The sequence below is a fragment of the Streptomyces sp. NPDC051677 genome (genome assembly GCF_044453465.1).
Taxonomy (GTDB): domain Bacteria; phylum Actinomycetota; class Actinomycetes; order Streptomycetales; family Streptomycetaceae; genus Streptomyces.
This window is the reverse complement of the sequence record NZ_JBITCT010000020.1, coordinates 104,479-128,723: the sequence shown is the minus strand read 5'-3', so window position 1 is coordinate 128,723 and position 24,245 is coordinate 104,479. Positions and strand designations below refer to the sequence as shown.

The window sequence follows — 24,245 nt, the reverse complement described above, 5'->3', positions numbered from 1 at the left end:
GCGCTTCAGGCGGGCACCCGCACCGCCGCCAGGTTCTCGATCATCCGGCGGGCGCTGGGGCCGATCACCACGGCCCACTCCCCCGGCGCGTCGGTGAGCCAGTGCACCACCTGCGCGGCGAAGCCCGGCACCTGCCGCCCCAGGTCGACCAGAGCGCGGTCGAAGCAGGTCGCGCCGTCCGGGGTGCGGACGAGGAGGAGGCCGGTGCGGTGGACGAGGTCGCGCAGGTCCTCGCCGCTGCGCCCGGCGGCCCCGTGCAGCACGGCGGCCAGGACGGCGGGGGCGTGTTCGTGCGCGAGGAGGCGCTCCAGGAGTTCGCGGCGCAGGGGGCCCGAGTCCGGGGCGCCGGGCGCGGCCAGCACGCCGGCCAGCGCGGCCCGTGCCTGCTCGGGGCCGCCGCCGTCCAGCAGGCCCGTGACCAGCGGAAGGAGCACGGCACGGACGGCCGGTCCGTGGTCGAGCCGCCGGTCGACGTACGCGGCCACGTGCCCGGCGCAAGCCGGCCGCCGCTCCAGCACGTCCCGCACGAGGACGGCCACCCGGTGGGCCAGGTCGGGTGTGGTGACGTCGGCGAGCGCGCGCAGGGCGCTGCCCGCGTCCGCGCGGTCGGGGCCGCTCAGGCGGTTCCGGAAGGCGTCCAGGACCGGCTCGGGGTGGGTGCTCAGGGCGGCGAGCAGCGCGCCCGGCGGCAGCTGCGGGTCGCCCGCCTCGAACCGCTCCAGTGCCTGCGGGAGGTGGTGGGACCGGGACTCGGGGTCCCGGACGAGAAGGGCGAGCGCCCCGCCGTGCAGGGCGCGGTCGGCGGGGCGGGCGAGCAGGGCGAGGGCCGCGTCGCGCAGCAGCCGACGGTCGGCGTCCGTCGTCGCGTGCGGGGCGGCGCGCAGTCCGTGCGCCGCCGCCGCGACCCGGCGGGCCTGCCGCTCGTCGTGCGCCCACCGGTCCACGGCCCGGCACAGCGCGGACGGCTCGTCCTCCGCCAGCACGGCGAGCAGCTCGTCGGCGCGGTGGTGCGCGCAGTCGACGAGCACCTCCGTGAGGTCGTCCAGCGCCCGGCGCCGGTGGGTGTGCAGCAACGCCTGCGCGGCCGTCGCCACGGTGGCGTGCGGGGTCGCGGGCAACGGCCGCTCATCGTCGAACCACTGGATGAGATACGGCTGTACGGCGGTGGGGTCGACGGTGAGGAGCCGGGCGACGGCGTCGAGGTAGCGGGGCGCGTCCGCGTCGCGCGGGCCGCCGTCGGCGAGGACCAGACGGCGCAGCAGGTCGAGGCGCGCGTCGAGCGGCAGGGCGATCTCCGTCCAGAAGGAGGGACCGAAGTCCACGCCCCGGCCGCCCTCCGCCGCCCCGGCCCCCGCGCCGATCCGGTCCGCCAGCAGGCGCAGGACACCCGTGTACGGCGTCGCGTCGGGGACCCGCAGCAGGGTCTCGGCGAGCAGTCGGGCGGCCCACCACGAGTCCGGGTCGGCCTCCAGGGCGTGGACCAACTCCCTCAGCCGAGCGGCGAGTCGATGGGCTCCCTGCTGGCGGGCGACGAGCAGCAGCGCTTGGACGACGGGGCCGATGCGGTGGTGCGGAACGGGCAGCGGGTGACCGCCGTGCTCCGGGGCGCGGCGGTCGTGGACCAGCGCGCGCAGGGCTTCGTCCAGGTCGAGGTGGATGCCCTGGATCCAGTCGGCGAGTTCCTCGTGGGCGAAGCGGTAGCCGGTGCCCGCGGGCACGAGGAGGCCCTCGGTGAGGACGGCGGACGCCCAGCCGGCGCCGCCGCCGAGGCGGGCGGGTGCGGGCCCCCAGGGGAACACCGCCTCGAACGACGCCCGGTCCAGCTCGCCCTGTCCCGGCCCGAGGCTGCGCCGGGCGGCTTCGTGCACCTGGCCGGCGACCTTCGTCGCGAGGCGTCGTACGGCGGTGCCGCGCAGCCCGTTCTCGGCGGCGAGGCGGACCGCGATGCGCAGACACATCAGGTCCAGGTGGGCGGCGAGGACGTCGTCCCGGTCGACGGGACCTTGCTCCGGGGGGCCGGGGAGGGCGGCGCGGATTTCGGAGAGGAGACGGAGGGTGAGGGGGTGCCGGTCGTCGGGGGCGGCGAGGACGGCGTCGGGCAGGGTGTAGCGGGCGCGGGCCTCGCGTGCCTCGTCGGGGGTGAGGTCGCCCAGGCGGACGCAGGGCGGGAGCGGGTCTCCGGCCGCCGCGACCCCGTACAGCGTCTCCGGCGGGAACTCCGCGCCCGCCTGCTCCCAGTACTCCCCACGGCACGCCACCACCAGCCGCGCCCCCGTCTCCCGCAGCCACTCCGCCGTGCCCTCGGTCCACTCGGCGAGCCGGTGCGCGAGGACCGGGGGCATCTCCTCGGGACCGTCGAGGAGCAGGAGCAGGGGCCGCCCGACGGCCCGCGCGAGCCGGGCGAGCCGCTCGGGACTGACGTCACCGAGCCCGGAGGGACCACAGGAGCCTGAGGAATCGGAAGAGCGGGAAGACCCCGAGCCCGGCATCGAAGCCGCGGCCGTGTCCGCAGCTGTGTCCGAAGCCGCGACGATGCGGGCCGCCCGGGTCAGGGTGCGGCGGGCCGCGTCGGCGAGTGAGTCGTCCTCGTTGCGCAGGTCGGCGCCGCGCAGCCACAGGGTGGGGGCAGGCCGTGCGCCCCGGGCGCGGCGGGCGGCGAGGACCGCGAGCTCCGTCGTACGGCCGCTGCCCGGTGCGCCGACGAGGCCGAGGACGGCCGCCGGGCTCGTGGCGAACGCGGCGAACTCCCGTGCCAGATGGGCGCGTTCGACCGGTTCCGAGGCGGCGACACGGGAGCCGGACCCGGCGCGCCCCAGGGCGCCGGGCGGCCCGTCCGAGCCGACCGACGTGGCCGTCAGTTCCAGGACGCTCGCCAGGTTGAGGTCGGCCCCGTACGCGGGCACGGTCGCCGCGTTGCGGGCGAGCAACTCGGCGAGGGGACCGTCGACCGGAGCCGGCGCCACCCGCGGGGACGGCTCCGCCGCCGAGCCGTCGCCGTCCGGAACCCGGGCGCCAGGACGCAGGGGCACCGCGAAGCCGACGTCGCGGTCCTCGGACCGCAGTGCGGTGCCGAGGACGGCGACGACCGCCCCGGTCTCGGCGTCGAGGACAGGGCCGCCGGCCGCGCCGCCGCCCAGCCGCAGCGCGTCCCGGCCCGCCGTGCCGATCGCCAGTTCCAGGGCGTCGTCGAGGACGTGGAGACGGTCGGTGGCCGTGTACGTCACGCGCGTCTCGGTCAGCACCCGCGCCTCGCGCCAGCAGCCGGCGGCCAGCCGGACGTATCTGCCGGGCTCGACTCCCTCTCGCACGGTCACCGGCAGGGGGTCCACGCCGAGGCCCTCGGTGCGGACGAGGGCCAGGTCGAGCTCCGGGAGGGGCGTCACCGCGTCGGCGGTCACCACGCAGCCGCGGTCGTCGGCGGCGTACAGAACGAGCCGGGGCAGGCCGTCGACGGCCTCGTGGCTGGTGATCACCGTGCCGTGGTGGTCGGCGACGAAGCCGGTGCCGCGGGGGCGGCCGGCGAGGTCGCGGATGCGGACCAGGCAGGCGTCGGGAGAAGGGGCAGGGCCGGGAGCGACGCCTGTGGGTTCGGTGTGTGCGCGATCGCCTCCGCCGGTCCACGGGCCTCGTCCCGCCATCGTGGTACCTCCCCGCCGTGCCCGCCTGTCCTCTGTCCTCTGTCCGACGGTAGGGGCGGGATGATCAGCGGGACAGATCGCGCAACGAACGCGCCCCCCTGCACTCCCTCGGTTCACCCCGAGCGCCTGCCCGGACGGGTGACTGAACGGGGGACGTTGGATACACCCTAGGGGTGGGGGAACCGAGGGGGGACCGTGGAGCGGCGGCGCAGCACAACCCCGTGTTCGCCGCTCCACGGGCAACGACAGAAGGACTCTCCGGAGCCGGTCAGCCGAGCACGGCCAGGCTCTTCGCCTTCCCCTTCTGCTCCTCCACCAGGGCCAGGAAGCGGCCGTCGGGGTCGAAGACGGCCACGGCGCCGACGCCCGCGTACTCGTCGGGCATCTCCAGGCGTACGCCGTTCAGGAGCAGCCGGGCCCGCTTGGCGTCCACGTTCCAGCGGGGGAACGCGGCGGCGGCCGCGTCGGCGATGGGCATCACGCTCAGCTCCTGCTGGAGCTGGTCGAGCGTCCTGGCCGAGTCCAGCTTGTAGGGGCCGACGCGGGTGCGGCGCAGGGCGGTGAGGTGGCCGCCGACGCCGAGGTCGGCGCCCAGGTCGCGGGCGAGGGCCCGGATGTAGGTGCCGGAGGAGCAGACGACGGACACGACCAGGTCCAGGACCGGGGTGCCGTCCTCGGCGACGGCGTCGCGGACGTCGTACACCGAGAAGGAGGAGACGGTGACGGGGCGGGCCGGGATCTCGAAGTCCTCGCCGTCGCGGGCCCGCTTGTAGGAGCGGACGCCGTCGATCTTGATGGCGCTGACCTTGGACGGCACCTGCATGATGTCGCCGCTCAGCTTGGCGACGCCCGTGTCGATCGCGTCCCGGGTGACCTTCGAGGCGTCCGTGGACCCCGTGATCTCGCCCTCAGCGTCGTCCGTCAGCGTCGTCTGGCCGAGCCGGATCGTGCCCAGGTACTCCTTCTCGGTGAGCGCGAGGTGCCCGAGGAGCTTGGTCGCCTTCTCGATGCCGAGGACGAGGACGCCCGTCGCCATCGGGTCGAGCGTGCCGGCGTGGCCGACGCGGCGGGTCTTCGCGATCCCCCGCATCTTGGCCACGACGTCGTGCGACGTGAAGCCCGACGGCTTGTCGACGATGACAAGGCCGTCGGGCGGGGTCGGCTTGCGGTTCATCAGGCGGAGTCGTCCGTCTCGTCCTCGTCACCGGGCTTCTTGTACGGGTCGGCCCCGCCCGCGTACCCGGCGCCCGCGGACGCCTCGCGGACCTTCTCGTCGGCGGCGCGCGCCTTGTCGAGGAGGTCGTCGATGGTGCGGGCGTTGTCCGGCAGGGCGTCGGCGACGAAGGCGAGCGTCGGGGTGAACTTCACGCCCGCCGCGCGGCCCACCTCGGAGCGCAGGATGCCCTTGGCGCTCTCCAGGCCGGCGGCCGCGGCCGCACGCTCCTCGTCGCCCCCGTACACGGTGTAGAAGACGGTCGCCTCCCTGAGGTCACCTGTGACCCGGGTGTCCGTGATGGTGACGTGGGATCCGAGCCGCGGGTCCTTGATCCCGCGCTGCAGCTTCTGGGCCACCACCTCTCGGATGAGGTCCGCCAGCCTCTTGGCGCGCGCGTTGTCGGCCACTGGTCCGTCTCCCGTTCTTTCTTCTTCTTGCGTTTCTTCGGTCGGTCAGTCGTCTTCGCCGTGGAAGCGGCGTCTGACCGACAGCAGCTCCACCTCGGGGCGGGCGGCGACCAGCCGTTCACACCGGTCCAGCACATCGGTCAGGTGCTCCGCGTCCCCGGAGACCACAGCGAGGCCGATCTTGGCCCGGCGATGGAGGTCCTGGTTGTCCACCTCGGCCGCGCTCACCGCGTACTTGCGCTGGAGCTCGGCGACGATGGGACGGACGACGGAGCGCTTCTCCTTCAACGACCGTACGTCGCCGAGGAGAAGGTCGAAGGACAGAGTCCCCACGTACATGTGTGTAGCCGGTTCACCCGCCGGTACGGGATCGATGGCCCTGCCGTCCATGGGACAGGGACATCAAGAACGGTACAACGATCGGGACGGCGGCTCGACGGGGTTTTACCCCCGGGGTTCGGGGGCGGCAGCCCCCGGGACGGCGCACCGGCCGACGGGACCATGTCCCGTCGGCCGGCAGCGACCATCGGCGTTACACGCGGGGCTTCTCCCGCATCTCGTACGTCGCGATGACGTCGTCGATCTTGATGTCGTTGAAGTTGCCGAGGTTGATACCGCCCTCGAACCCTTCGCGGATCTCGGTGACGTCGTCCTTGAAGCGACGCAGGCCCTCGATGTTGAGGCTCTCCGCGATGACCTTGCCGTCGCGGATGAGTCGGGCCTTCGTGTTGCGCTTGACCTCGCCCGAGCGGATGAGGACACCGGCGATGTTGCCCAGCTTGGACGACTTGAAGATCTCGCGGATCTCCGCCGTGCCGAGCTCGACCTCCTCGTACTCCGGCTTCAGCATGCCCTTCAGGGCCGCCTCGATCTCCTCGATCGCCTGGTAGATGACCGAGTAGTACCGGACGTCCACGCCCTCGCGCTCGGCCATCTGCGCGGCACGACCGGCCGCACGGACGTTGAAGCCGATCACGATGGCGTCCGAGCCCATCGCCAGGTCGATGTCGGACTCCGTGACCGCACCGACGCCGCGGTGCAGGACGCGGATGTCGACCTCTTCGCCGACGTCCAGCTGGAGCAGGGAGGACTCGAGGGCCTCCACCGAACCGGAAGCGTCACCCTTGATGATCAGGTTCAGCTGCTGGACCTCGCCGGCCTTCAGGGCGGCGTCCAGGTTCTCCAGGGAGAACCTGCGCGTGCGCTTGGCGAACGCGGCGTTGCGCTCGCGGGCCGCACGCTTCTCGGCGATCTGGCGGGCGGTGCGGTCCTCGTCGACGACGAGGAAGTTGTCGCCCGCACCCGGGACGTTGGTCAGGCCCAGGACCTGGACCGGCGTCGACGGGCCGGCCTCGGCGACGTTGTTGCCGTTGTCGTCGAGCATGGCGCGCACACGACCGTAGGCGTCGCCCACGACCATCGTGTCGCCGACCCGCAGCGTGCCTCGCTGGACGAGGACCGTCGCCACGGCGCCGCGGCCGCGGTCGAGACGGGACTCGATCGAGATGCCCTGCGCGTCCTGGCTGGGGTTGGCCCGCAGGTCGAGCGAGGCGTCGGCCGTGAGGATCACGGCCTCCAGCAGCGAGTCGATGTTCAGACCCTGCTTGGCGGAGATGTCGACGAACATGGTGTCGCCGCCGTACTCCTCGGCCACCAGACCGAACTCGGTGAGCTGACCGCGCACCTTGGTCGGGTCGGCGCCCTCGACGTCGATCTTGTTGACCGCGACGACGATCGGGACGTCGGCCGCCTTGGCGTGGTTGAGCGCCTCGACCGTCTGCGGCATGACGCCGTCGTTGGCCGCGACGACCAGGATCGCGATGTCCGTCGACCGGGCGCCTCGGGCACGCATGGCGGTGAACGCCTCGTGACCCGGGGTGTCGATGAAGGTGATCGCGCGGTCCTCTTCGTTGACCTGGGTCGAGACCTGGTAGGCACCGATGTGCTGGGTGATGCCGCCGGCCTCGCCCGCGATGACGTTCGTCTTGCGGATGGCGTCGAGCAGTCGGGTCTTACCGTGGTCGACGTGACCCATGACGGTGACGACAGGCGGACGGACCACCAGGTCCTCGTCCTCGCCCTCGTCCTCGCCGAACTCGATGTCGAAGGACTCGAGCAGCTCGCGGTCCTCCTCCTCGGGGCTGACGATCTGAACCTCGTAGTTCATCTCGCCCGCGAGGAGCTGCAGCGTCTCGTCGGAGACGGACTGCGTGGCCGTGACCATCTCGCCGAGGTTCATCATGACCGCGACGAGCGACGCCGGGTTGGCGTTGATCTTCTCGGCGAAGTCGGTGAGGGACGCACCGCGCGACAGGCGAATGGTCTCGCCGTTGCCGCGAGGCAGCATCACGCCGCCGACCGACGGGGCCTGCATGGCCTCGTACTCCTGGCGCCTCTGCCGCTTCGACTTGCGACCGCGACGCGCGGGACCGCCGGGACGACCGAAGGCGCCCTGCGTGCCACCACGGCCACCGGGACCGCCGGGACGACCGCCGAAGCCGGGACGGCCACCGCCGCCGCCGAAGCCGCCGCCACCGCCGCCGGGGCCACCGCCACCGGGACGACCGGCGAAGCCGCCGCCGCCACCGGGACGGGCGCCGCCGCCGGGACCGGCCGGACGGCCGGCGAAGCCGCCGCCGCCACCGGGACGACCGCCGCCGGGACGACCGGCGCCGCCGCCCGGACCGCGGCCGCCGGGGCCGCCGCCGGGACGCGGGCCGGCAGCGGGACGCTGCGGCATCATGCCGGGGTTGGGACGCGGACCGCCCGGACGCGGGCCGCCGGGGCCTGCACCCTGCGGGCGAGGCATGCCGCCCGGGCTCGGACGGGCGCCGCCCGGAGCCTGCGGACGCGGACCGCCGCCCTGGCCACCGGGGCCCTGGGGACGGGGACCGGCGCCGGGAGCGCCACCGGGGCCGCCGGGACGCGGTGCGCCCTGCGGACGGGGCGCCTGCGGGCGCGCCATACCGGCGTTGCCGCCGGAGGTGAAGGGGTTGTTGCCCGGACGCGGACCCGACGGACGGGCGCCGCCCGGACGCGGGGCGCCGGCGCCACCGGGGCGCGGACCCTGCGCTGCGGCCGGACGCTGGCCGCGGTCACCGCGGTCCTGACCCTGACCGGGCGCGGGACGGCCACCGGGACGGGGCGCGCCGGGGCGCGGACCCTGGGAGGCCGGACGCGGGCCGGACTGCGCCGGACCGGACTGGGCGGGAGCGGCCGGGGCGGCCGGCGGAGCGGTGAACTCCGGGGCGGCCGGGGCCGGACGCGGCGCGGGCTTGGGACCCGGCACCGGACGCGGGCCGGGAGCAGCCGGCGCGGGGGCCGACGAGGCGGCCGGGGCCACCGGCGCGGCCGGAGCCGCGGGCGGCTGGGCCGCGGGGGGCTTGGGGGCGGCCGGCCGCGGAGCAGCCGGACCCGGACGGGCCGCCTGCGCCGGGGAAGGCGCCGCGGGCCTGGGGGCAGCCTTGCGCGGGGCGGGCTTGCCGCCGCCCTGGAAGGCGTCTGTCAGTTTGCGGACAACGGGCGCTTCGATGGTCGAAGACGCCGAACGGACGAATTCACCGAGTTCCTGGAGCTTGGCCATGACGACCTTGCTCTCCACCCCGAACTCCTTGGCGAGTTCGTATACCCGGACCTTAGCCACTTCGCTCCTTTTAGGTCCGGGTGTGTCCGGACCGTCGCTACTTCATGGGCGTACTCATCGCGTGCTCATCGAGTGCTCATCGCAATCTCGACCTACTTCCAACTCGCGGGGTACCAGAGCCGCGCGGGGGTTTCCGCGCGACGCCTTCTTACGGTGTTGCCTGCTCGGCAACGGTCGTCTGCTCGACGTACTGGCGCAACGCCTTTGTGTCGAGCGCTCCCGGGGCTCGCAACGCCCTCGTGAACGCCCTGCGGCGTACCGCCTGGTCGAGACAGACCGGGGCGGGATGCAGATACGCACCCCGGCCGGGCAGCGTACCGCGAGGATCGGGGACGCATGCGTCCTTGATCGCCACGATGCGCAGCAGCTCCGTCTTGGCCGCTCGCTTCCGGCACCCCACACAGGTGCGTTCAGGGCATGCTCCGGCGTGCGTCCGGCCAGACACTGTTAAGTCTACCTCCCCGCGGCGACCTCACCCCTTTGGGCCAGGATTCGAACAGTTGCCGCGTTACATCTGTCGTGATCTGAGCCTCGGCAGGCCGAGATCTATTCCCCGGGCTGCTCGGCGGGCTGTTCGGTGTCCGGACGGATGTCGATCCGCCAGCCGGTCAGCCGGGCGGCGAGCCGGGCGTTCTGCCCTTCCTTGCCGATCGCCAGGGACAGTTGGTAGTCCGGCACCGTCACGCGCGCGGAGCGGGCCGCGAGGTCGACGACCTCGACCTTGGAGACCCGGGCCGGGGACAGCGCGTTCGCCACCATCTCGGCCGGGTCGTCCGACCAGTCGACGATGTCGATCTTCTCGCCGTTCAGCTCGCCCATGACGTTGCGCACCCGGCCGCCCATGGGGCCGATGCAGGCGCCCTTGGCGTTCAGACCCGAACGGGTGGACCTGACGGCGATCTTCGTACGGTGACCGGCCTCGCGTGCGATCGCGGCGATCTCGACGGAGCCGTCGGCGATCTCCGGCACCTCCAGGGCGAAGAGCTTCTTCACCAGATTGGGGTGCGTCCGCGACAGCGTCACGGACGGGCCGCGCACGCCCTTCGCCACCCGGACGACGTAGGACCGCAGGCGCAGGCCGTGCGAGTACGTCTCGCCGGGGACCTGCTCCTGCACCGGCAGGATGGCCTCCAGCTTGCCGATGTCCACCAGCACGTTCTTCGGGTCGCGGCCCTGCTGGACCACGCCGGTGACGATGTCGCCCTCACGGCCGGCGTACTCGCCGAGCGTCGCGTCGTCCTCGGCGTCGCGCAGGCGCTGCAGGATCACCTGCTTGGCCGTGGTGGCGGCGATACGGCCGAAGTCGGACGGGGTGTCGTCGAACGTGCGGGGCTCCTGCCCCTCTTCGAGGTCGTCGGGGTCCTCTTTCGCCCACACGGTCACATGTCCGGTCTCCCGGTTGAGCTCCACGCGCGCGTGACGGCGGCTTCCCTCGGTGCGGTGGTAGGCGATGAGGAGGGCCGACTCGATCGCCTCGACCAGCAGGTCGAAGGAGATCTCCTTCTCCCGAACCAAGCCCCGCAGGGCACTCATGTCGATGTCCACGGCTACGCCTCCTCTTCCTTCTCGTTCTCGTCGTTGTCGTCGTGCTCGTCGTGCTTGTCCTTGCGGTTGAACTCGACCTGCACGCGCGCCTTGTCGATGTCGCCGAAGGCGAGTCTGCGGGCGGTGGCCTTGCGGCCCTTCACGCCCGGCACCTCGACGTCGAGCCCCTCGTCGTCGACCTTCAGGATCCGGGCGACCAGTTCGCCGCCCTCGGTCAGCTGGAACCGCACCAGCCGGGCCGTGGCGCGCACGTAGTGCCGGTGCTCGGTGAGGGCGCGCTCCGCGCCCGGGGTGCCGACCTCGAGGGTGTACTCGCCCTCGCCCATCGCGTCCGTCTCGTCGAGCTTCGCCGAGAGCGCGCGGCTCACATCGGCGATTCTGTCCAGGTCCGCCCCGGTGTCGGAGTCGACGACGACGCTCAGCACCCGCTTGCGTCCGACGGAGTCCACGGTGATCTCTTCGAGATCCAGTCCCTGGGAGGCGACGAGCGGTTCCAGGAGCTCTCGCAGCCTCTCGCTCTGGGTGGTGCTCATCCGGGTGACTCCTCGGCCGCGTGTGCTGTTGTGGGATGGGGCGCGTGTCTGGTCAAAGGGTATCCGGTCGCAGGGTGTGTTGCCGTCCACCCGTGCACGGAGGGTGGCCGGACATGCGGTGAAACGGTGCCGCTGAGTGATGGCGGACGGGTGCGCGGGTACGGTGATCACGGGCCTGCCGCCCTTCTTGGTGTTTCTTTCGTACGAGTTCCCCGAGGACGTCTGCCGTGCCGTTCCCCCCTCCCTCGCGCACCCCGTCGGGGCCGCGCAGAAGATCCCTGCTCGCGTCGGCCGCGGGAGCCGCGCTGCTCGTGGGCTGCTCGTCCGGCGCCGGGGAGAGCGAGGAGGTCGAGGGGAGCGCGAGCGGCGGCCCGTCGGTCACCGAGCGGGCACGCGCGCGTGCGGCCCAGCAGAGCAACGGTCTGGTGGCGCGCTACGACGCCGTCCTCGCCGTCCATCCGACGCTGGCGGTGCGGCTGGCGCCGCTGCGGGCGGAGGTCGTACGGCATGTGGAGGCGTTCGGGGGCGTGCACAAGGCGTCCGCGTCCCCCTCGCCCTCGTCGCCCGCTTCCTCCTCGTCGCCCTCCTCCCCCGCCTCCTCGGCTCCGGCGGCCTCGGCCGCGCCGTCCGCCGCGCCGGTGACCGAGCAGGACGCCCTCGCCGGGCTGGCCGCCGCCGAGCGGGCGCTCGCCGACCGCAGGGCCACCGAGCTGCTGGACGTCCCCGGCGAGTTGGCCCGGCTGCTGGCCTCGGTGGCAGCGGCCGGCGCGGCGCACGCCTATCTGTTGACGGAGGGGACCCGATGAGCGAGGAGACGAGCGCGGAGCTGACGGCACTCCAGGCGGCGCTGGCCGCCGAGCACGCCGCGGTGTACGGGTACGGCGTCGTCGGCGGGCGCATCGGTGCGGAGCGGCGCACGGAAGCGCAGGCGGCGTACGACGCGCACCGGGCGCGTCGGGACGCGCTGGCGCGTGCGGTGCGCGGCGTGGGCGCCGAGCCGGTCGCCGCGAGCGCCGGGTACGCGCTGCCGTTCGCGGTGCCGGACGCCGTCGCGGCGGTCCGGCTCGCCGCCCAGCTGGAGGACCGGGTGGCCGGGGTGTACTCCGACCTGGTGCGCGCGGCCACCGGGGCACGGCGCCGGGACGCGGCGGCGGCGCTGCGGGAGGCGGCGGTCCGCGCGGTGCGCTGGCGCGGCGGGAGCGTAGCCTTCCCTGGTCTCGCGGAACGGTCCGGTACGACCGGTACGAATCCGGCCGCGGCAGGAGCTGGGGCAGGAGCTTCGGGGACACCGACCGCTTGACCGGGAGACGGAAGGGAACGACTCGCGCATGGCTTTCGAACCGCCGCAGCGTCTGGTCAGGGCGCTCGGTGAGACGGCACCGGACGGTGACGGCTGGTTGGAGAAGCTGCCGGAGGCGGCCCGACAGGCCGTGGATCTACGCGAGTTGACCGTTGACCGGGTGCAGGTGCCGGGCGGCCGGAGCAGCCTGGTCGTGCTCGTGCGGCGCGCGGACGGGACCCCGGCCGTGCTGAAGCTGGCCCCGCCCCGGTTCCGGCCCGAGGCCGAGCGGGCCGCGCTCGCGCACTGGGGCGGCCTGGGCGCCGTCCACCTGCTGGAGGGACCGGAGACGGCCGGGGTGCTGCTGCTCGAACGGCTGCATCCCGATGTGTCGGTGCGGTCGCTGGCGGAGGCGAAGGCGCTGCTGGAGGCGGCGGGGACGCTGCGGCGGCTGTGGGTGGAGCCGCCGGCCGGGCAGGTCTTCGAGACCGTGGCCGAGCGGACCGGCCGGCAGGCCGAGGCGATGCGGGGGACCGCCGTCGGCTCCGACGTGGGTGTGCTGGTGGACGCGGCGCTCTCCGCCCGCGAGGAGTTGGTGGGGGCGGCGCCCGAGGTGCGGTTGCTGCACGGAACGTTTCGGCAGAGCAAGGTGCTGGCGGGCGAGCGGGCCCCGTGGCTGGCGGTGGGGCCGGATCCGGTGGTCGGTGAGTGCGCGTTCGATCTGGCGCGGCTGGTCCGGGACCGGGTGGAGGATCTGATCGCCTCGCCCTCGGGGGCGTCGATCACGCGGCGGCGGGTGCGGAAGCTGGCGGAGTCGTTGGAGCTGGACCCTGAGCGGGTGCGGGGGTGGACGCTTTTCCGGGCGGTGGAGTCGGGGGTGCGGGCGCTTCGGGTGGGGCGGGCTCGGGACGCCGAGTTGCTGCTGGAGTTCGCCGGGTGGCTTTAGGGGTGGTGGTTCGGGGGCGGGAGCGTGGTGGCCTGCGTCAGCCTCATGGCCAGGACCGGGCAGTCCGCCGCTGCTCTCCGGGCGCGTTTCACCGTTCTCGACGGGACGGGCGTCCGCTGCATGAGGGGACAGCCCCACTCGTCGAGGGGGATGTGGTCCGGCATGAGTTCCGCGCAGAGGCCGTGGGCCTGGCCGGACGTCCAGTCGATGTCGATGTGCTGGTCCGTGCTCATGGGTCAGTTCTCATCCAGGACGGGCAGCAGGGGTGTGCGGTCGGTCGCCGTGCAGTGGCCGTGGGCGTGGGCGTCGACCTCCGTGGCGAACGTCGTCAGCGCGCTGCGGACCGGGCGGACCGTGCCGTCGGGGTGGCGGCAGGCGCGCCGGCCCTCGACGAGGCCCGACCAGCGGGCGAGGTCGGCTCGGACTCTGCCCTGGGGCGGGGGCGGCGAGAGCGCGGAAGCCGGCGGCGATGCGCGGCAGGCCGTTGAGACAGGGGCCGCACTCCCGCGCCCAAGTAGCTTGCGTCGAGGGTGAGTCGGCTCGCCTCCGAGGCCGGGATCCAGGCGCCGTGGTAGCCGCCGACGAGGGCCGCCGTGCTCGCCGCGTTGGCGCCGGCGCAGGTCGCGGCGGCGACGGAGCCCGTGCGCCACGGGGAGCGGACCGGCAGGCCGGTGCGCGGGTCGACGATGTGGTGCAGGTCGTGGCCGCCGCGCCGTCGGCGGCGGGCGGTGGTGCCGGAGGTGGCCAGGCCTCCGCCGCGCAACCCGACGGTGGCGTACGGGCTTTCGGTGGGGGCTTCGTCCACGGGACCGGTGACGTCCTGGACCCGGATCTGCCAGCCGCCGGCCGGGGGGGATCCCCCGCGACGGCCGTGTCGCCGCCCAGGCTCACCAGCACCCCGCAGCCGGCCGCCGCGGCGAGCGTCTTCGCGGAGCGGTCGGCGGCCCAGGCCTTGGCGGTGGCGCCCGGGTCGAGGCGGACGCCCTCGGGGACGGTGACCGTGAGACCGCCGTCGGAGCTGTTGGAGCCGGTGGAGCTGTCCGAGCTGCTCGACGAGGAGTCGTCCGACGATGTGCTGCTCGACGAAGTGGCCGTGCTGCTGCTCGTGCTGGAACTCGTGCCGGGGTTGCTCGCCGTCGTGCTCGCGTCCGCCTGCATGGCGCCGGTCAGGGCGAACACTCCCGCCGCCCCGGCCAGCGGGACAGCCGCCGCGAAGGCCGCCGCCCGTCGCGCACCTCTGCGGACCGCGGCCGCGGCCCCCCGCTCTTCTTACCTGGTCGCCATGACCGTTCCCCTCCGCAGTGACGTTCTGTCACGCCCTGCGGTCGGGGAACGGTCTGAGACGTTTCTTTAGATCACGCCGTCAGGCGGGCGATCGCCTCGTCCACCGTGAGCTCCTCGCGCTCGCCGGTCCTGCGGTCCTTCAGCTCCAGGACGCCCTCGGCCGAACGGCGGCCCGCCACCAGGATCTTCGGTACGCCCATCAGCTCGGAGTCGGTGAACTTCACGCCCGGCGAGACGCCGGCCCGATCGTCGACCAGGACGCGCAGACCGGCCGCGTGCAGCTTCTCGGAGACGTCGAGCGCCAGCTCCGTCTGCAGGGCCTTGCCCGCGGCGACGACGTGGACGTCGGCCGGGGCGACCTCGGCCGGCCAGACCAGACCCTTGTCGTCGGCGGTCTGCTCGGCGAGGGCGGCGACCGCGCGGGTGACGCCGATGCCGTAGGAGCCCATGGTCACGCGGACCGGCTTGCCGTTCTGGCCGAGGACGTCGAGCTTGAGGGCGTCGGCGTACTTGCGGCCCAGCTGGAAGATGTGGCCGATCTCGATGGCGCGGTCCAGCTTGAGGCCGGTGCCGCAGTTCGGGCAGGGGTCGCCTTCCTGGACGACGACGACGTCGACGTACTCGGCGACCTCGAAGTCCCGGCCCGCGACGACGTTCTTCGCGTGCAGGCCCTCCTTGTTGGCGCCGGTGATCCAGGCGGTGCCGGGGGCCACGCGCGGGTCGGCGATGTAGGTGACCTTCTCGCCCAGGCCCTGCGGGCCGACGTAACCGCGGACCAGGTCCGGGCGGCCCACGAAGTCGTCGGCGGTGACCAGTTCGACGGCGGCGGGGGCGAAGTGGGCCTCGACCTTGCCCATGTCGACCTCACGGTCGCCCGGGACGCCCACGGCCACGATCTCGCCGTCCACCTTCACCAGAAGGTTCTTGAGCGTGGCGGAGGCCGGGACGCCGAGGTGGGCGGCGAGGGTCTCGATGGTGGGGGTGTCGGGGGTCGGGATCTCCTCGAGCGCGGCGACGCCCTCGGCGTCCACCGGCTTCAACCCGTACGTGATCGCCTCGGTGTTCGCCGCGAAGTCGCAGTTCGGGCAGTCCGCGAAGGTGTCCTCGCCGGCGCCGGCCGGGGCCAGGAACTCCTCCGACTTGGAGCCGCCCATCGCGCCCGCCGTCGCGGCGCAGATGCGGTAGTCGAGGCCGAGGCGCTCGAAGATCCGCTGGTAGGCCTGGCGGTGCAGGGCGTAAGAGTGGGCGAGGCCCTCGTCCTCGGTGTCGAAGGAGTAGGAGTCCTTCATCAGGAACTCGCGGCCGCGCAGGATGCCGGCCCGCGGGCGGGCCTCGTCACGGTACTTGTTCTGGATCTGGTAGAGGATGACCGGCAGGTCCTTGTAGGAGGACGCCTGGTCCTTCACGATCAGCGTGAAGATCTCCTCGTGGGTGGGGCCGAGGAGGTAGTCGCCGCCCTTGCGGTCCTGGAGGCGGAACAGCTCCGGGCCGTACTCGTCCCAGCGGCCGGTGGCCTCGTAGGGCTCGCGCGGCAGCAGGGCGGGGAGCAGCACCTCCTGCGCGCCGATCGCGTCCATCTCCTCGCGGACGATCCGCTCCACGTTGCGCAGGACCTTCATGCCGAGCGGCAGCCAGCTCCAGATGCCGGCGGCGGTACGGCGCACGTAGCCGGCGCGGACGAGGAGCTTGTGGCTGAGGACCTCGGCGTCGGCCGGGTCGTCGCGCAGCGTCTTCGCCATCAACTGGGACATGCGCTGGACCGGTGCGTTCGCCATGGTTCTCGTACTCCTGCCGGGTAAGGGTGATGGCTAGGAGGTTAGCCGGGAGCGCGCGGGGCCGGAAATCCGTTATGGGCGCAGGAGGGGAAGGGGGGCGCCCATCACCGCGTACGGGCGGGGGGCGCTGGGGAAGAGGACTCTGCGGGCCAGGTCCCGGTAGCCCAGGGAACGGTAGAGGGCGCGGGCGGGGCTCTCGGTGTCGATGGCGGAGAGGATCGAGCGGGGCTCGGCCGCGGTGTCGGTGATCGTGGTGATCAGGGCCCGGCCCGCGCCGCGGTTCTGGTGCTCGGGGTGGACGTGGAGCTCCGTGATCACGAAGGAGTCGTCCAGCCAGTGCTCGTTGCCCTGGCCGCGGAGGTAGGGCTGGACGACCGTGGACCACCAGTGGGTGCGGTCGTTGGGCATGCCGTAGACGAAGCCGACGAGTCTGTCCCCGACGGTCGCTCCGAAGGCTCTGGCGCCCGGGTTCGTCATGTGGCGCAGGACGATCTGGCGGCGGACGGCGACCTCGTCCGGGCCCAGTCCGAAGGCGACCGCTTGGACGGCCAGTGCCTCGTCCACATGGGCGGGAAGGTCCAAGGGGCCGATGACGAGGTCCATGGCGGGGAGCCTACAGGGGCGTCAAAAAAGCACGCTCGTGAATGCGCCGACCTCCTGGAAGCCGACCCTGAAGTAGGTGCGCCTCGCCGGGGTGTTGAAGTCGTTGACGTAGAGGCTGACGACCGGGGCGACGTCCGCCAGGGCGTAGCGCAGGACCGCTGCCATGCCGGGGGCCGCGAGGCCCTGGCCCCGGTACTCGGGGGCCACCCACACGCCCTGGATCTGGCAGGCCTGGGATGTCGCGGCGCCGATCTCCGCCTTGAAGGCGACCCTGCCGTCGTCGTCGAGGCGGGCGAACGAGCGGCCGGAGCCCACGAGTTCGGCGACGCGGGCCTGGTAGAGCAGGCCGCCGTCGCCGGCCATCGGGGAGACGCCGACCTCCTCGGTGAACATCGCCACGCACGCCGGCATGATCGTTTCCATCTCGTCCTTGCGGATGCGGCGGACGTGGGGATCGGGGGCGATGTCGGCGGGCATGCGGTCGGTCACCATGAGGGGCTGGCGGGTGCGGACCTCCCGGGCCGGGCCCCAGTGGGGTTCGAGGAGGCGCCAGAGCTGGGTGGTCGGCTCGGTGGGGCCGACGATCGAGGAGCAGCGGCGGCCTGCCCGGCGGGCGCGGTCGGCGAAGGCGCGGACCGCGCGCGGGGTGGCGCAGATCGGGACCAGGTTGGCGCCCGCGTAGCACAGGGACGTCAGCATGCCGTCCTCGTACCAGCCCCACATCTCGCCGCCGAGCCGCCACGGGTCGAGGCCCGCGACCTGGACCCGGGAGGTGACGAAGGCATTGGCGACCGGCTCGCGGTCGAGGACGGCGAGCGCGGCGTCCAGGTCGCTCGGTTCGAGGACCCGGGAGGTGGTCTGGGTCAACACGCGCTGGGCCTCACACTCAGGTCTGGCTGATCCCCGCACTGTACCTGCGGATGCTTTGCCGTGCCGCCCTGTGGTTGGCTGCCGTTGGTCTGCGGTGGCCGCGGGCTGTCGTGCCGTCCTCTGGGGCTGCCGCCCCCAGACCCCCGCTGTCGGCCCTGAAGGGGCCTCGTCCTCAAACGCCGGACGGGCTGGAGTCGCGGACCGGCGTCATGGAGTCGTCCCCTGCTCGGCCTTGAGCGCCGGGTGGGCTGGACTGCCCCGCCGGCGCTCCCAAGGGTGCGTCAGCCTGCGACCGATACCGACGGTTCGCCGGAGGGGGCGCCGGCTGCTTCCATCTGTTCGGCGAGCTTCATGGCCTCTTCGATGAGCGTCTCGACGATCTTGGACTCGGGGACGGTCTTGATGACCTCCCCCTTGACGAAGATCTGGCCCTTGCCGTTGCCGGAGGCGACGCCGAGATCGGCCTCGCGGGCCTCACCGGGGCCGTTCACCACGCAGCCCATGACGGCGACGCGCAGCGGGACCTCCATGCCCGTCAGGCCCGCGGTGACCTCCTCGGCCAGCTTGTACACGTCGACCTGGGCGCGACCGCAGGACGGGCAGGAGACGATCTCCAGGCCGCGCTGCCTGAGGTTGAGGGACTCCAGGATCTGGTTGCCGACCTTGACCTCCTCGACCGGCGGGGCCGAGAGGGAGACGCGGATGGTGTCGCCGATGCCCTGGGAGAGGAGGGCGCCGAAGGCGACCGCCGACTTGATCGTGCCCTGGAAGGCGGGGCCCGCCTCGGTGACGCCGAGGTGGAGGGGGTAGTCGCACTGGGCGGCGAGCTGGCGGTAGGCCTCGACCATGATCACCGGGTCGTTGTGCTTGACCGAGATCTTGATGTCGCGGAAGTCGTGCTCCTCGAAGAGGGACGCCTCCCAGAGCGCCGACTCGGCCAGCGCCTCCGGGGTCGCCTTGCCGTACTTCTGGAGCAGGCGGCGGTCCAGCGAGCCGGCGTTGACGCCGATGCGGATCGGGGTGCCGTGGTCCTTCGCGGCCTTGGCGATCTCCTTGACCTTGTCGTCGAACTGCTTGATGTTGCCGGGGTTCACGCGGACCGCCGCGCAGCCCGCCTCGATCGCGGCGAACACGTACTTCGGCTGGAAGTGGATGTCGGCGATCACCGGGATCTGCGACTTGCGGGCGATCGTCGCGAGCGCGTCCGCGTCGTCCTGCGTGGGGCAGGCGACGCGGACGATCTGGCAGCCGGAGGCGGTGAGCTCGGCGATCTGCTGGAGGGTGGCGCCGATGTCCGACGTGCGGGTCGTGGTCATCGACTGGACCGACACCGGCGCGTCTCCGCCCACCGCCACGGAGCCGACCTGGATCTGCCGGCTCTTGCGGCGCTCGGCGAGCCTGGTCGGAACGGACGGCATGCCGAGAGAAATCGCAGTCATCTGCTGTGCAACCCCAAGTCGTGGATCAAGGCCCAGGTCCCGCTCTTCAGGCGGGTTCCAGGCTTCGAGATTACGGCACCGGCCGGGGCACGGGCACTCCCCGCCTCGAACCCACTCGGCGGGGGGACCCCCGTCGCCGTCGCGGTCCGGTCGACGCAAGCGGCCCGGGACGGATCCGTCCCGGGCCGCCGTGAACTGGGGGTGACGTGGAAGTGGCCGGAATCCGCCCTAGGAGATCCGCACCGGGTTCACCACGTCCGCGATCAGGACCAGGACGGTGAAGCAGATGAAGATGCCCGCCACCACATAGGCCACCGGCATCAGCTTCGCCACGTCGAACGGGCCCGGGTCGGGGCGGCGCAGCACCTTGGCCAGGTTGCGGCGCAGCGACTCCCACAGGGCGCCCGCGATGTGCCCGCCGTCCAGGGGCAGCAGCGGGAGCATGTTGAAGAGGAACAGGGAGAGGTTGAAGCCCGCGACCAGCATCACGGCCATGGCGAGCTGCTGCGAGGCCGGGATGTCCAGGGTGAAGATCTCGCCGCCGACGCGGGCCGCGCCGACCACGCCCATGGGTGAGTCGGGCTCGCGGGGCGCGCCGTCGAAGGCGGCGTTCCACAGGGCCGGGATCTTGCCGGGCAGGGCGGCGATGGAGTCGACGGCCTCGCCGACCCGGTCGCCCATCCAGGACACGGAGTCGCCGAAGTCCTGCTTGACGACGCCGGTGGCCGCGCTGAAGCCGAGGAAGCCGGCCTTGATGTACTCGCCCTGGACGTAGCTGCCGTCGGAGTCCTTCTTGGCGACCTGGTTGGTGGCGATGGTGGTGTGCAGGGTCAGTTCCCGGCCGCCCCGGTCCACGACGATGTCGACCTTCTTGCCGGCGCTGACGCGGATCAGGTCGGAGAGGGTGTTCCAGTCGTCCGTCCTGTTCCCGGCGAAGGAGACGATCTTGTCGCCCGGCTTCATGCCGGCGGCGGCCGCCGGGGAGGCCGGGTCGGTCGACTTGCACGTGTCGCGGTTCTGGCTCTGCGCGATGACGCAGGGGGAGACCGAGCTGACCGTGGTGGTCTGCTGCGAGATGCCGAAGCCCATGAGGACGGTGAGGAACAGCCCGATGGCGAGCACCAGGTTCATGAAGGGGCCCGCGAACATCACGATGACCCGCTTCCACGGCTTGCGCGTGTAGAACATGCGCGTCTCGTCGCCGGGCTGGAGCTCCTCGTAGGCGGCCGAGCGGGCGTCCTCGATCATGCCGCGCCAGGGCGAGGTGGAGCGGGCGGTGATCCGGCCGTCCTCGCCGGGCGGGAACATGCCGATCATGCGGATGTAGCCGCCGAGCGGGACGGCCTTGATGCCGTACTCGGTGTCGCCCTTCTTGCGTGAGAAGACGGTCGGGCCGAAGCCGACCATGTACTGCGGCACTCGGATGCCGAAGAGCTTGGCCGTGGACAGGTGTCCCAGCTCGTGCCAGGCGATCGAGAACAGCAGGCCGACCACGAAGACGACTATGCCGAGGATCATCATCAGGGCTGTCATGCACGCGCCTCCGCGGTAGCCGTCAGTTCCTGGACCCGGGCCCGTGCCCAGGTCTCCGCTTCGAGGACGTCCGACACGGTGAGTGAAGTTCCCGTCACCGGCGTGTCGTGTTCCCCCACGACCCGGGTGACGGTCTCCATGATCCCGTTGAACGGGAGCGCGCCCTTGCGGAACGCCTCCACGCACTCCTCGTTGGCGGCATTGAACACCGCCGGGGCCGTGCCCGCGAGCTCGCCCACGTGCCGGGCGAGGTTCACCGAGGGGAAGGCCTCGTCGTCGAGCGGGAAGAACTCCCACGTCGACGCCGTGCTCCAGTCGAAGGCGGGGGCCGCGTCGGGGACGCGCCCGGGCCAGCCGAGGCCGATGGCGATGGGCCCGCGCATGTCGGGGGGCGTCGCCTGGGCCAGTGTCGATCCGTCCGTGAACTCAACCATCGAGTGGACATACGACTGGGGGTGTACGACCACCTCAATCCGCGAGAAGGGAATGTCGTAGAGGAGGTGCGCCTCGATGACCTCCAGGCCCTTGTTGACCAGGGTCGCGGAGTTGATCGTGATGACCGGGCCCATGGACCAGGTGGGGTGGGCGAGGGCGTCCTCGACGGTGACGTTCGCCAGTTCCGCCTTGCTGCGACCGCGGAAGGGGCCGCCGGAGGCGGTGACGACCAGCTTGCGGACGTCGGCGCGGGCGCCGGCGGCCAGGCCCTGGAAGAGGGCCGCGTGCTCGGAGTCCACCGGGATGATCTGCCCGGGCTCGGCGAGCGCCTTGACCAGCGGGCCGCCGACGATGAGCGACTCCTTGTTGGCGAGCGCGAGGGTGCGGCCCGCCTCCAGGGCGGCGAGGGTGGGGGCGAGGCCGATGGAGCCCGTGATGCCGTTCAGCACGGTGTGGGAGTCGGAGGCGGCGAGCAGGGTGGCCGCGTCGGGGCCGGCGAGGATCTCGGGGAGGGGCTCCCCGGTCCCGTACTCGGCGGTGAGCGCCTCGCGCAGCGCGGGGACGACGTCCTCGCGGGCGACCGCCACGGTCCGCACCCGCAGCCGGCGGGCCTGCTCGGCGAGGAGGGCGACCCGGCCGCCGTTGGCGGACAGGCCGGTGACCCGGAAGCGGTCCGGGTTGCGCAGCACGAGGTCGATGGCCTGGGTGCCGATCGAACCGGTGGAGCCGAGTATCACCACGTCCTTCGGGCCGTCGCCCGCAACCGGGTCGTAGACGAGGTGCGGGTCGGCGAGGGCACGGGCGGCTGGACTGTCGGTCATCCCCCCATTGTTGCCGAGGCGGGCGGGCGGCAGGACAGGGTGCCCCCTCCTCGTCCCCCTCACGAGGGGCACGGAGCAGGGGGCGCCCTTCGGGCGGGTGTGCGACGCCTCACCTGATCGGGCGGTGCACGTTCTCCTTCTCGCTCGGTCCCGGTGTGGCCTCGGCGATCCAGGGGCCCTCCCCCGACGGGTCGACGATGCCCTGTTCCAGCCACGCGTAGTCGCCCGCCATGACGCCCTTCACGACCCTGCGGTCCAGGTCGTCGGTGTTGCTCCACAGACGGTTGAAGAGCTCGTCGACGCGGATGCGGGACTGGCGGCAGAACGCGTCGGCGAGCTGGTAGGCCTCGCGTCCGTTCTCGCCGCGCGAGCGCAGCAGTTCGGCGCGCACGCAGGCGGCGCTCATCGCGAAGAGTTCCGCGCCGATGTCCACGATCCGGCCGAGGAAGCCCTGCTTGGACTCCATCCGGCCCTGCCAGCGGGACATGGCGTAGAAGGTGGAGCGGGCGAGCTTGCGGGCGTGCCGTTCCACGTGCCGCAGATGCGGGGAGAGGTCCACGCCCGCGTGCTTGAACTCTCCGTACGACGAGGGCAGTTGGCCCGGTCCCGCGACGAGTTTCGGCAGCCACTTGGCGTAGAAGACGCCCGCGTTGGCGCCCGCTTTCGCCTTGTCCTGGAGGGACTTGTCGGGGTCGATGAGGTCGCCGGCGACCGTGAGGTGGGCGTCGACGGCCTCGCGGGCGATGAGGAGGTGCATGATCTCCGTCGAGCCCTCGAAGATGCGGTTGATCCGCAGGTCGCGCAGGACCTGCTCGGCGGGGACCGCCTTCTCGCCCCGGGCGGCGAGGGACTCCGCCGTCTCGAAGCCGCGGCCGCCGCGGATCTGGACCAGCTCGTCGGCCATGCGCCAGCCCATCTCGGAGGCGATGAGCTTGGCGAGCGCGCCCTCGATGCGGATGTCGTTGCGGTCCTCGTCGGCCATCTGGCTCGACAGGTCCAGTACCGCCTCCAGGGCGAAGGTCGTCGCCGCGATGAAGCTGATCTTCGCGCCGACGGCCTCGTGGTGGGCGATCGGCTTGCCCCACTGCTCACGGGCCGCCGACCACTCGCGGGCGATCTTCAGACACCACTTGCCGGCGGCCACGCAGGACGCGGGCAGCGAGAGCCGGCCGGTGTTGAGCGTGGTCAAGGCGATCTTCAGGCCCGCGCCCTCGGGGCCGACGCGGTTGGCGGCCGGGACCCGGACCTGGTGGAAGCGGGTGACACCGTTCTCGATGCCGCGCAGGCCCATGAAGGCGTTGCGGTTCTCGACGGTGACGCCGGGCGAGTCGGTCTCCACGACGAAGGCGGTGATGCCGCCCTTGTGCCCCTCGCTCTTCGGGACGCGCGCCATGACGACCAGCAGGTCGGCGACCACGCCGTTCGTCGTCCACAGCTTCACGCCGTCGAGGACGTAGGCGTCGCCGTCCGGGACCGCCGTCGTGGCCAGGCGGGCCGGGTCGGAGCCGACGTCCGGCTCGGTGAGGAGGAAGGCGCTGATGGCGGTGGTCGCGCAGAGCGGCAGGAACCGCTGCTTCTGCTCGTCGGTGCCGAACAGCTTCAGCGGTTGCGGTACGCCGATCGACTGGTGCGCCGACAGCAGCACGCCGATCGCGGGGCTGGCCGAGCCCGCCAGGGCCAGCGCCTTGTTGTAGTACACCTGCGTGAGGCCGAGACCGCCGTACTTGGGGTCGATCTTCATGCCGAGGGCGCCGAGCTCCTTGAGCCCGTTGACGACCTCGTCGGGGATGCGGGCCTCGCGCTCGATGCGGGCCGCGTCCACCTTCGTCTCGCAGAAGTCGCGGAGTTTCGCCAGGAACTGCTCGCCACGCCGGACGGCCTCGTCGGAGGGGAGCGGGTGGGGGTGGATGAGGTCGAGCCGGAAGCGGCCCAGGAACAGTTCCTTGGCGAAGCTCGGCTTGCGCCAGTCCTGCTCCCGGGCGGCCTCGGCGACCTGACGGGCCTCACGCTCGGTGACGGTGGGTTTCTTGAGGGGTGGTGCGGACATGAGGCTCACCTCGCCGCGAATCGGGATCTCGGACCACATTGGTTACCGATGGGTGCTACCCGATCGTTGGTACCCGATCCGGGATGAGCCCGCCACCCCTCGCGGGCGGGTTCGGGCCTCCCGGACGGCCCGCTCCCCGGCCCGCTCCCCGGCCGGCGCCGGGGCCGGACCCGTCGCCGGGGGCGTGCTCGTCGCCGCCCGGCGCGCTGCGCCGAACGAGTGCCCCGGCGG

At 72.8% G+C, this 24,245-nt stretch carries 19 protein-coding genes and 1 pseudogene; 3 read left to right on the top strand and 17 right to left on the bottom strand.

Going from position 1 to position 24,245, the window contains the following annotated elements; genetic code table 11:
* Positions 1 to 5 precede the first annotated feature (5 nt).
* The 8 genes from ACIBAF_RS24250 to rimP all read right to left on the bottom strand — a co-directional run bounded on the left by ACIBAF_RS24250 (position 6) and on the right by rimP (position 10,982).
* Positions 6 to 3,638 carry a trypsin-like peptidase domain-containing protein gene (locus ACIBAF_RS24250; RefSeq protein ID WP_399465579.1) on the bottom strand — a complete coding sequence of 1,211 codons (3,633 nt, stop codon included), beginning with the start codon at positions 3,636 to 3,638 and terminating at the stop codon, positions 6 to 8.
* Between the two features lie 268 nt (positions 3,639 to 3,906).
* Positions 3,907 to 4,812: a tRNA pseudouridine(55) synthase TruB gene (truB, locus tag ACIBAF_RS24245; RefSeq protein ID WP_399465578.1), complete on the bottom strand. Its 906-nt coding sequence runs from the start codon at positions 4,810 to 4,812 to the stop codon at positions 3,907 to 3,909.
* Positions 4,812 to 5,261 carry a 30S ribosome-binding factor RbfA gene (gene rbfA, locus ACIBAF_RS24240; protein WP_399465576.1) on the bottom strand — a complete coding sequence of 150 codons (450 nt, stop codon included), beginning with the start codon at positions 5,259 to 5,261 and terminating at the stop codon, positions 4,812 to 4,814. The genes truB and rbfA overlap by 1 nt, the downstream gene beginning before the upstream one ends.
* Before the next feature lie 45 nt (positions 5,262 to 5,306).
* Positions 5,307 to 5,600 carry a DUF503 domain-containing protein gene (locus tag ACIBAF_RS24235; RefSeq protein WP_399465575.1) on the bottom strand — a complete coding sequence of 98 codons (294 nt, stop codon included), beginning with the start codon at positions 5,598 to 5,600 and terminating at the stop codon, positions 5,307 to 5,309.
* Between the two features lie 193 nt (positions 5,601 to 5,793).
* Entirely contained in the window at positions 5,794 to 8,904 is a 3,111-nt protein-coding gene (infB, locus tag ACIBAF_RS24230; RefSeq protein ID WP_399465574.1) for a translation initiation factor IF-2, read from the bottom strand.
* A 148-nt stretch (positions 8,905 to 9,052) separates the two neighbouring features.
* On the bottom strand, positions 9,053 to 9,349 hold the full coding sequence (locus tag ACIBAF_RS24225; RefSeq protein WP_399465573.1) for a YlxR family protein: 297 nt from the start codon (positions 9,347 to 9,349) through the stop codon (positions 9,053 to 9,055).
* Positions 9,350 to 9,450: 101 nt separating this feature from the next.
* Complete coding sequence (gene nusA, locus ACIBAF_RS24220; protein WP_399465572.1) at positions 9,451 to 10,449, bottom strand: transcription termination factor NusA; 999 nt, start codon at positions 10,447 to 10,449, stop codon at positions 9,451 to 9,453.
* A gap of 2 nt (positions 10,450 to 10,451) precedes the next feature.
* The gene (gene rimP, locus ACIBAF_RS24215) at positions 10,452 to 10,982 is read right to left on the bottom strand and encodes a ribosome maturation factor RimP (RefSeq protein ID WP_399465571.1); all 531 of its coding nucleotides are present in this window, start codon (positions 10,980 to 10,982) and stop codon (positions 10,452 to 10,454) included.
* A 227-nt stretch (positions 10,983 to 11,209) separates the two neighbouring features.
* Between rimP and ACIBAF_RS24210 the strand changes: the two genes are divergently transcribed.
* From ACIBAF_RS24210 to ACIBAF_RS24200, 3 genes are read left to right on the top strand one after another with little or no spacing between them, the layout of a single operon-like run.
* A complete protein-coding gene (locus ACIBAF_RS24210; protein ID WP_399465570.1) occupies positions 11,210 to 11,788 on the top strand; it encodes a hypothetical protein in 579 nt (192 codons plus the stop codon).
* Positions 11,785 to 12,282 carry a DUF4439 domain-containing protein gene (locus tag ACIBAF_RS24205; protein WP_399465569.1) on the top strand — a complete coding sequence of 166 codons (498 nt, stop codon included), beginning with the start codon at positions 11,785 to 11,787 and terminating at the stop codon, positions 12,280 to 12,282. The genes ACIBAF_RS24210 and ACIBAF_RS24205 overlap by 4 nt, the downstream gene beginning before the upstream one ends.
* A gap of 28 nt (positions 12,283 to 12,310) precedes the next feature.
* On the top strand, positions 12,311 to 13,207 hold the full coding sequence (locus ACIBAF_RS24200; protein WP_399465568.1) for an aminoglycoside phosphotransferase family protein: 897 nt from the start codon (positions 12,311 to 12,313) through the stop codon (positions 13,205 to 13,207).
* On the opposite strand, the gene ACIBAF_RS24195 is transcribed toward ACIBAF_RS24200, so the two are convergent.
* The 9 genes and pseudogenes from ACIBAF_RS24195 to ACIBAF_RS24155 all read right to left on the bottom strand — a co-directional run bounded on the left by ACIBAF_RS24195 (position 13,204) and on the right by ACIBAF_RS24155 (position 24,014).
* On the bottom strand, positions 13,204 to 13,440 hold the full coding sequence (locus tag ACIBAF_RS24195) for a ferredoxin (protein WP_399465567.1): 237 nt from the start codon (positions 13,438 to 13,440) through the stop codon (positions 13,204 to 13,206). The two genes, ACIBAF_RS24200 and ACIBAF_RS24195, sit on opposite strands and share 4 nt — an antisense overlap.
* Before the next feature lie 95 nt (positions 13,441 to 13,535).
* Positions 13,536 to 14,365, bottom strand: a pseudogene (locus ACIBAF_RS24190) (FAD:protein FMN transferase).
* A 197-nt stretch (positions 14,366 to 14,562) separates the two neighbouring features.
* The gene (locus ACIBAF_RS24185) at positions 14,563 to 16,266 is read right to left on the bottom strand and encodes a proline--tRNA ligase (protein WP_399465566.1); all 1,704 of its coding nucleotides are present in this window, start codon (positions 16,264 to 16,266) and stop codon (positions 14,563 to 14,565) included.
* A gap of 72 nt (positions 16,267 to 16,338) precedes the next feature.
* A complete protein-coding gene (locus ACIBAF_RS24180; protein WP_399465565.1) occupies positions 16,339 to 16,869 on the bottom strand; it encodes a GNAT family N-acetyltransferase in 531 nt (176 codons plus the stop codon).
* 21 nt (positions 16,870 to 16,890) lie between these two features.
* Positions 16,891 to 17,739: a GNAT family N-acetyltransferase gene (locus tag ACIBAF_RS24175; protein ID WP_399465564.1), complete on the bottom strand. Its 849-nt coding sequence runs from the start codon at positions 17,737 to 17,739 to the stop codon at positions 16,891 to 16,893.
* Between the two features lie 281 nt (positions 17,740 to 18,020).
* Positions 18,021 to 19,178 (bottom strand): flavodoxin-dependent (E)-4-hydroxy-3-methylbut-2-enyl-diphosphate synthase, encoded by a 1,158-nt coding sequence (ispG, locus tag ACIBAF_RS24170; RefSeq protein WP_399465563.1) that lies wholly within the window; start codon positions 19,176 to 19,178, stop codon positions 18,021 to 18,023.
* Positions 19,179 to 19,406: 228 nt separating this feature from the next.
* Positions 19,407 to 20,711 carry a M50 family metallopeptidase gene (locus tag ACIBAF_RS24165; RefSeq protein WP_399465562.1) on the bottom strand — a complete coding sequence of 435 codons (1,305 nt, stop codon included), beginning with the start codon at positions 20,709 to 20,711 and terminating at the stop codon, positions 19,407 to 19,409.
* Positions 20,708 to 21,967, bottom strand: coding sequence for a 1-deoxy-D-xylulose-5-phosphate reductoisomerase (gene dxr / locus ACIBAF_RS24160; protein WP_399465561.1), 1,260 nt, complete (start codon positions 21,965 to 21,967; stop codon positions 20,708 to 20,710). The genes ACIBAF_RS24165 and dxr overlap by 4 nt, the downstream gene beginning before the upstream one ends.
* Positions 21,968 to 22,076: 109 nt before the next feature.
* Positions 22,077 to 24,014, bottom strand: a complete 1,938-nt coding sequence (locus ACIBAF_RS24155) for an acyl-CoA dehydrogenase family protein (RefSeq protein WP_399465560.1) — start codon at positions 24,012 to 24,014, stop codon at positions 22,077 to 22,079.
* Positions 24,015 to 24,245 lie beyond the last annotated feature (231 nt).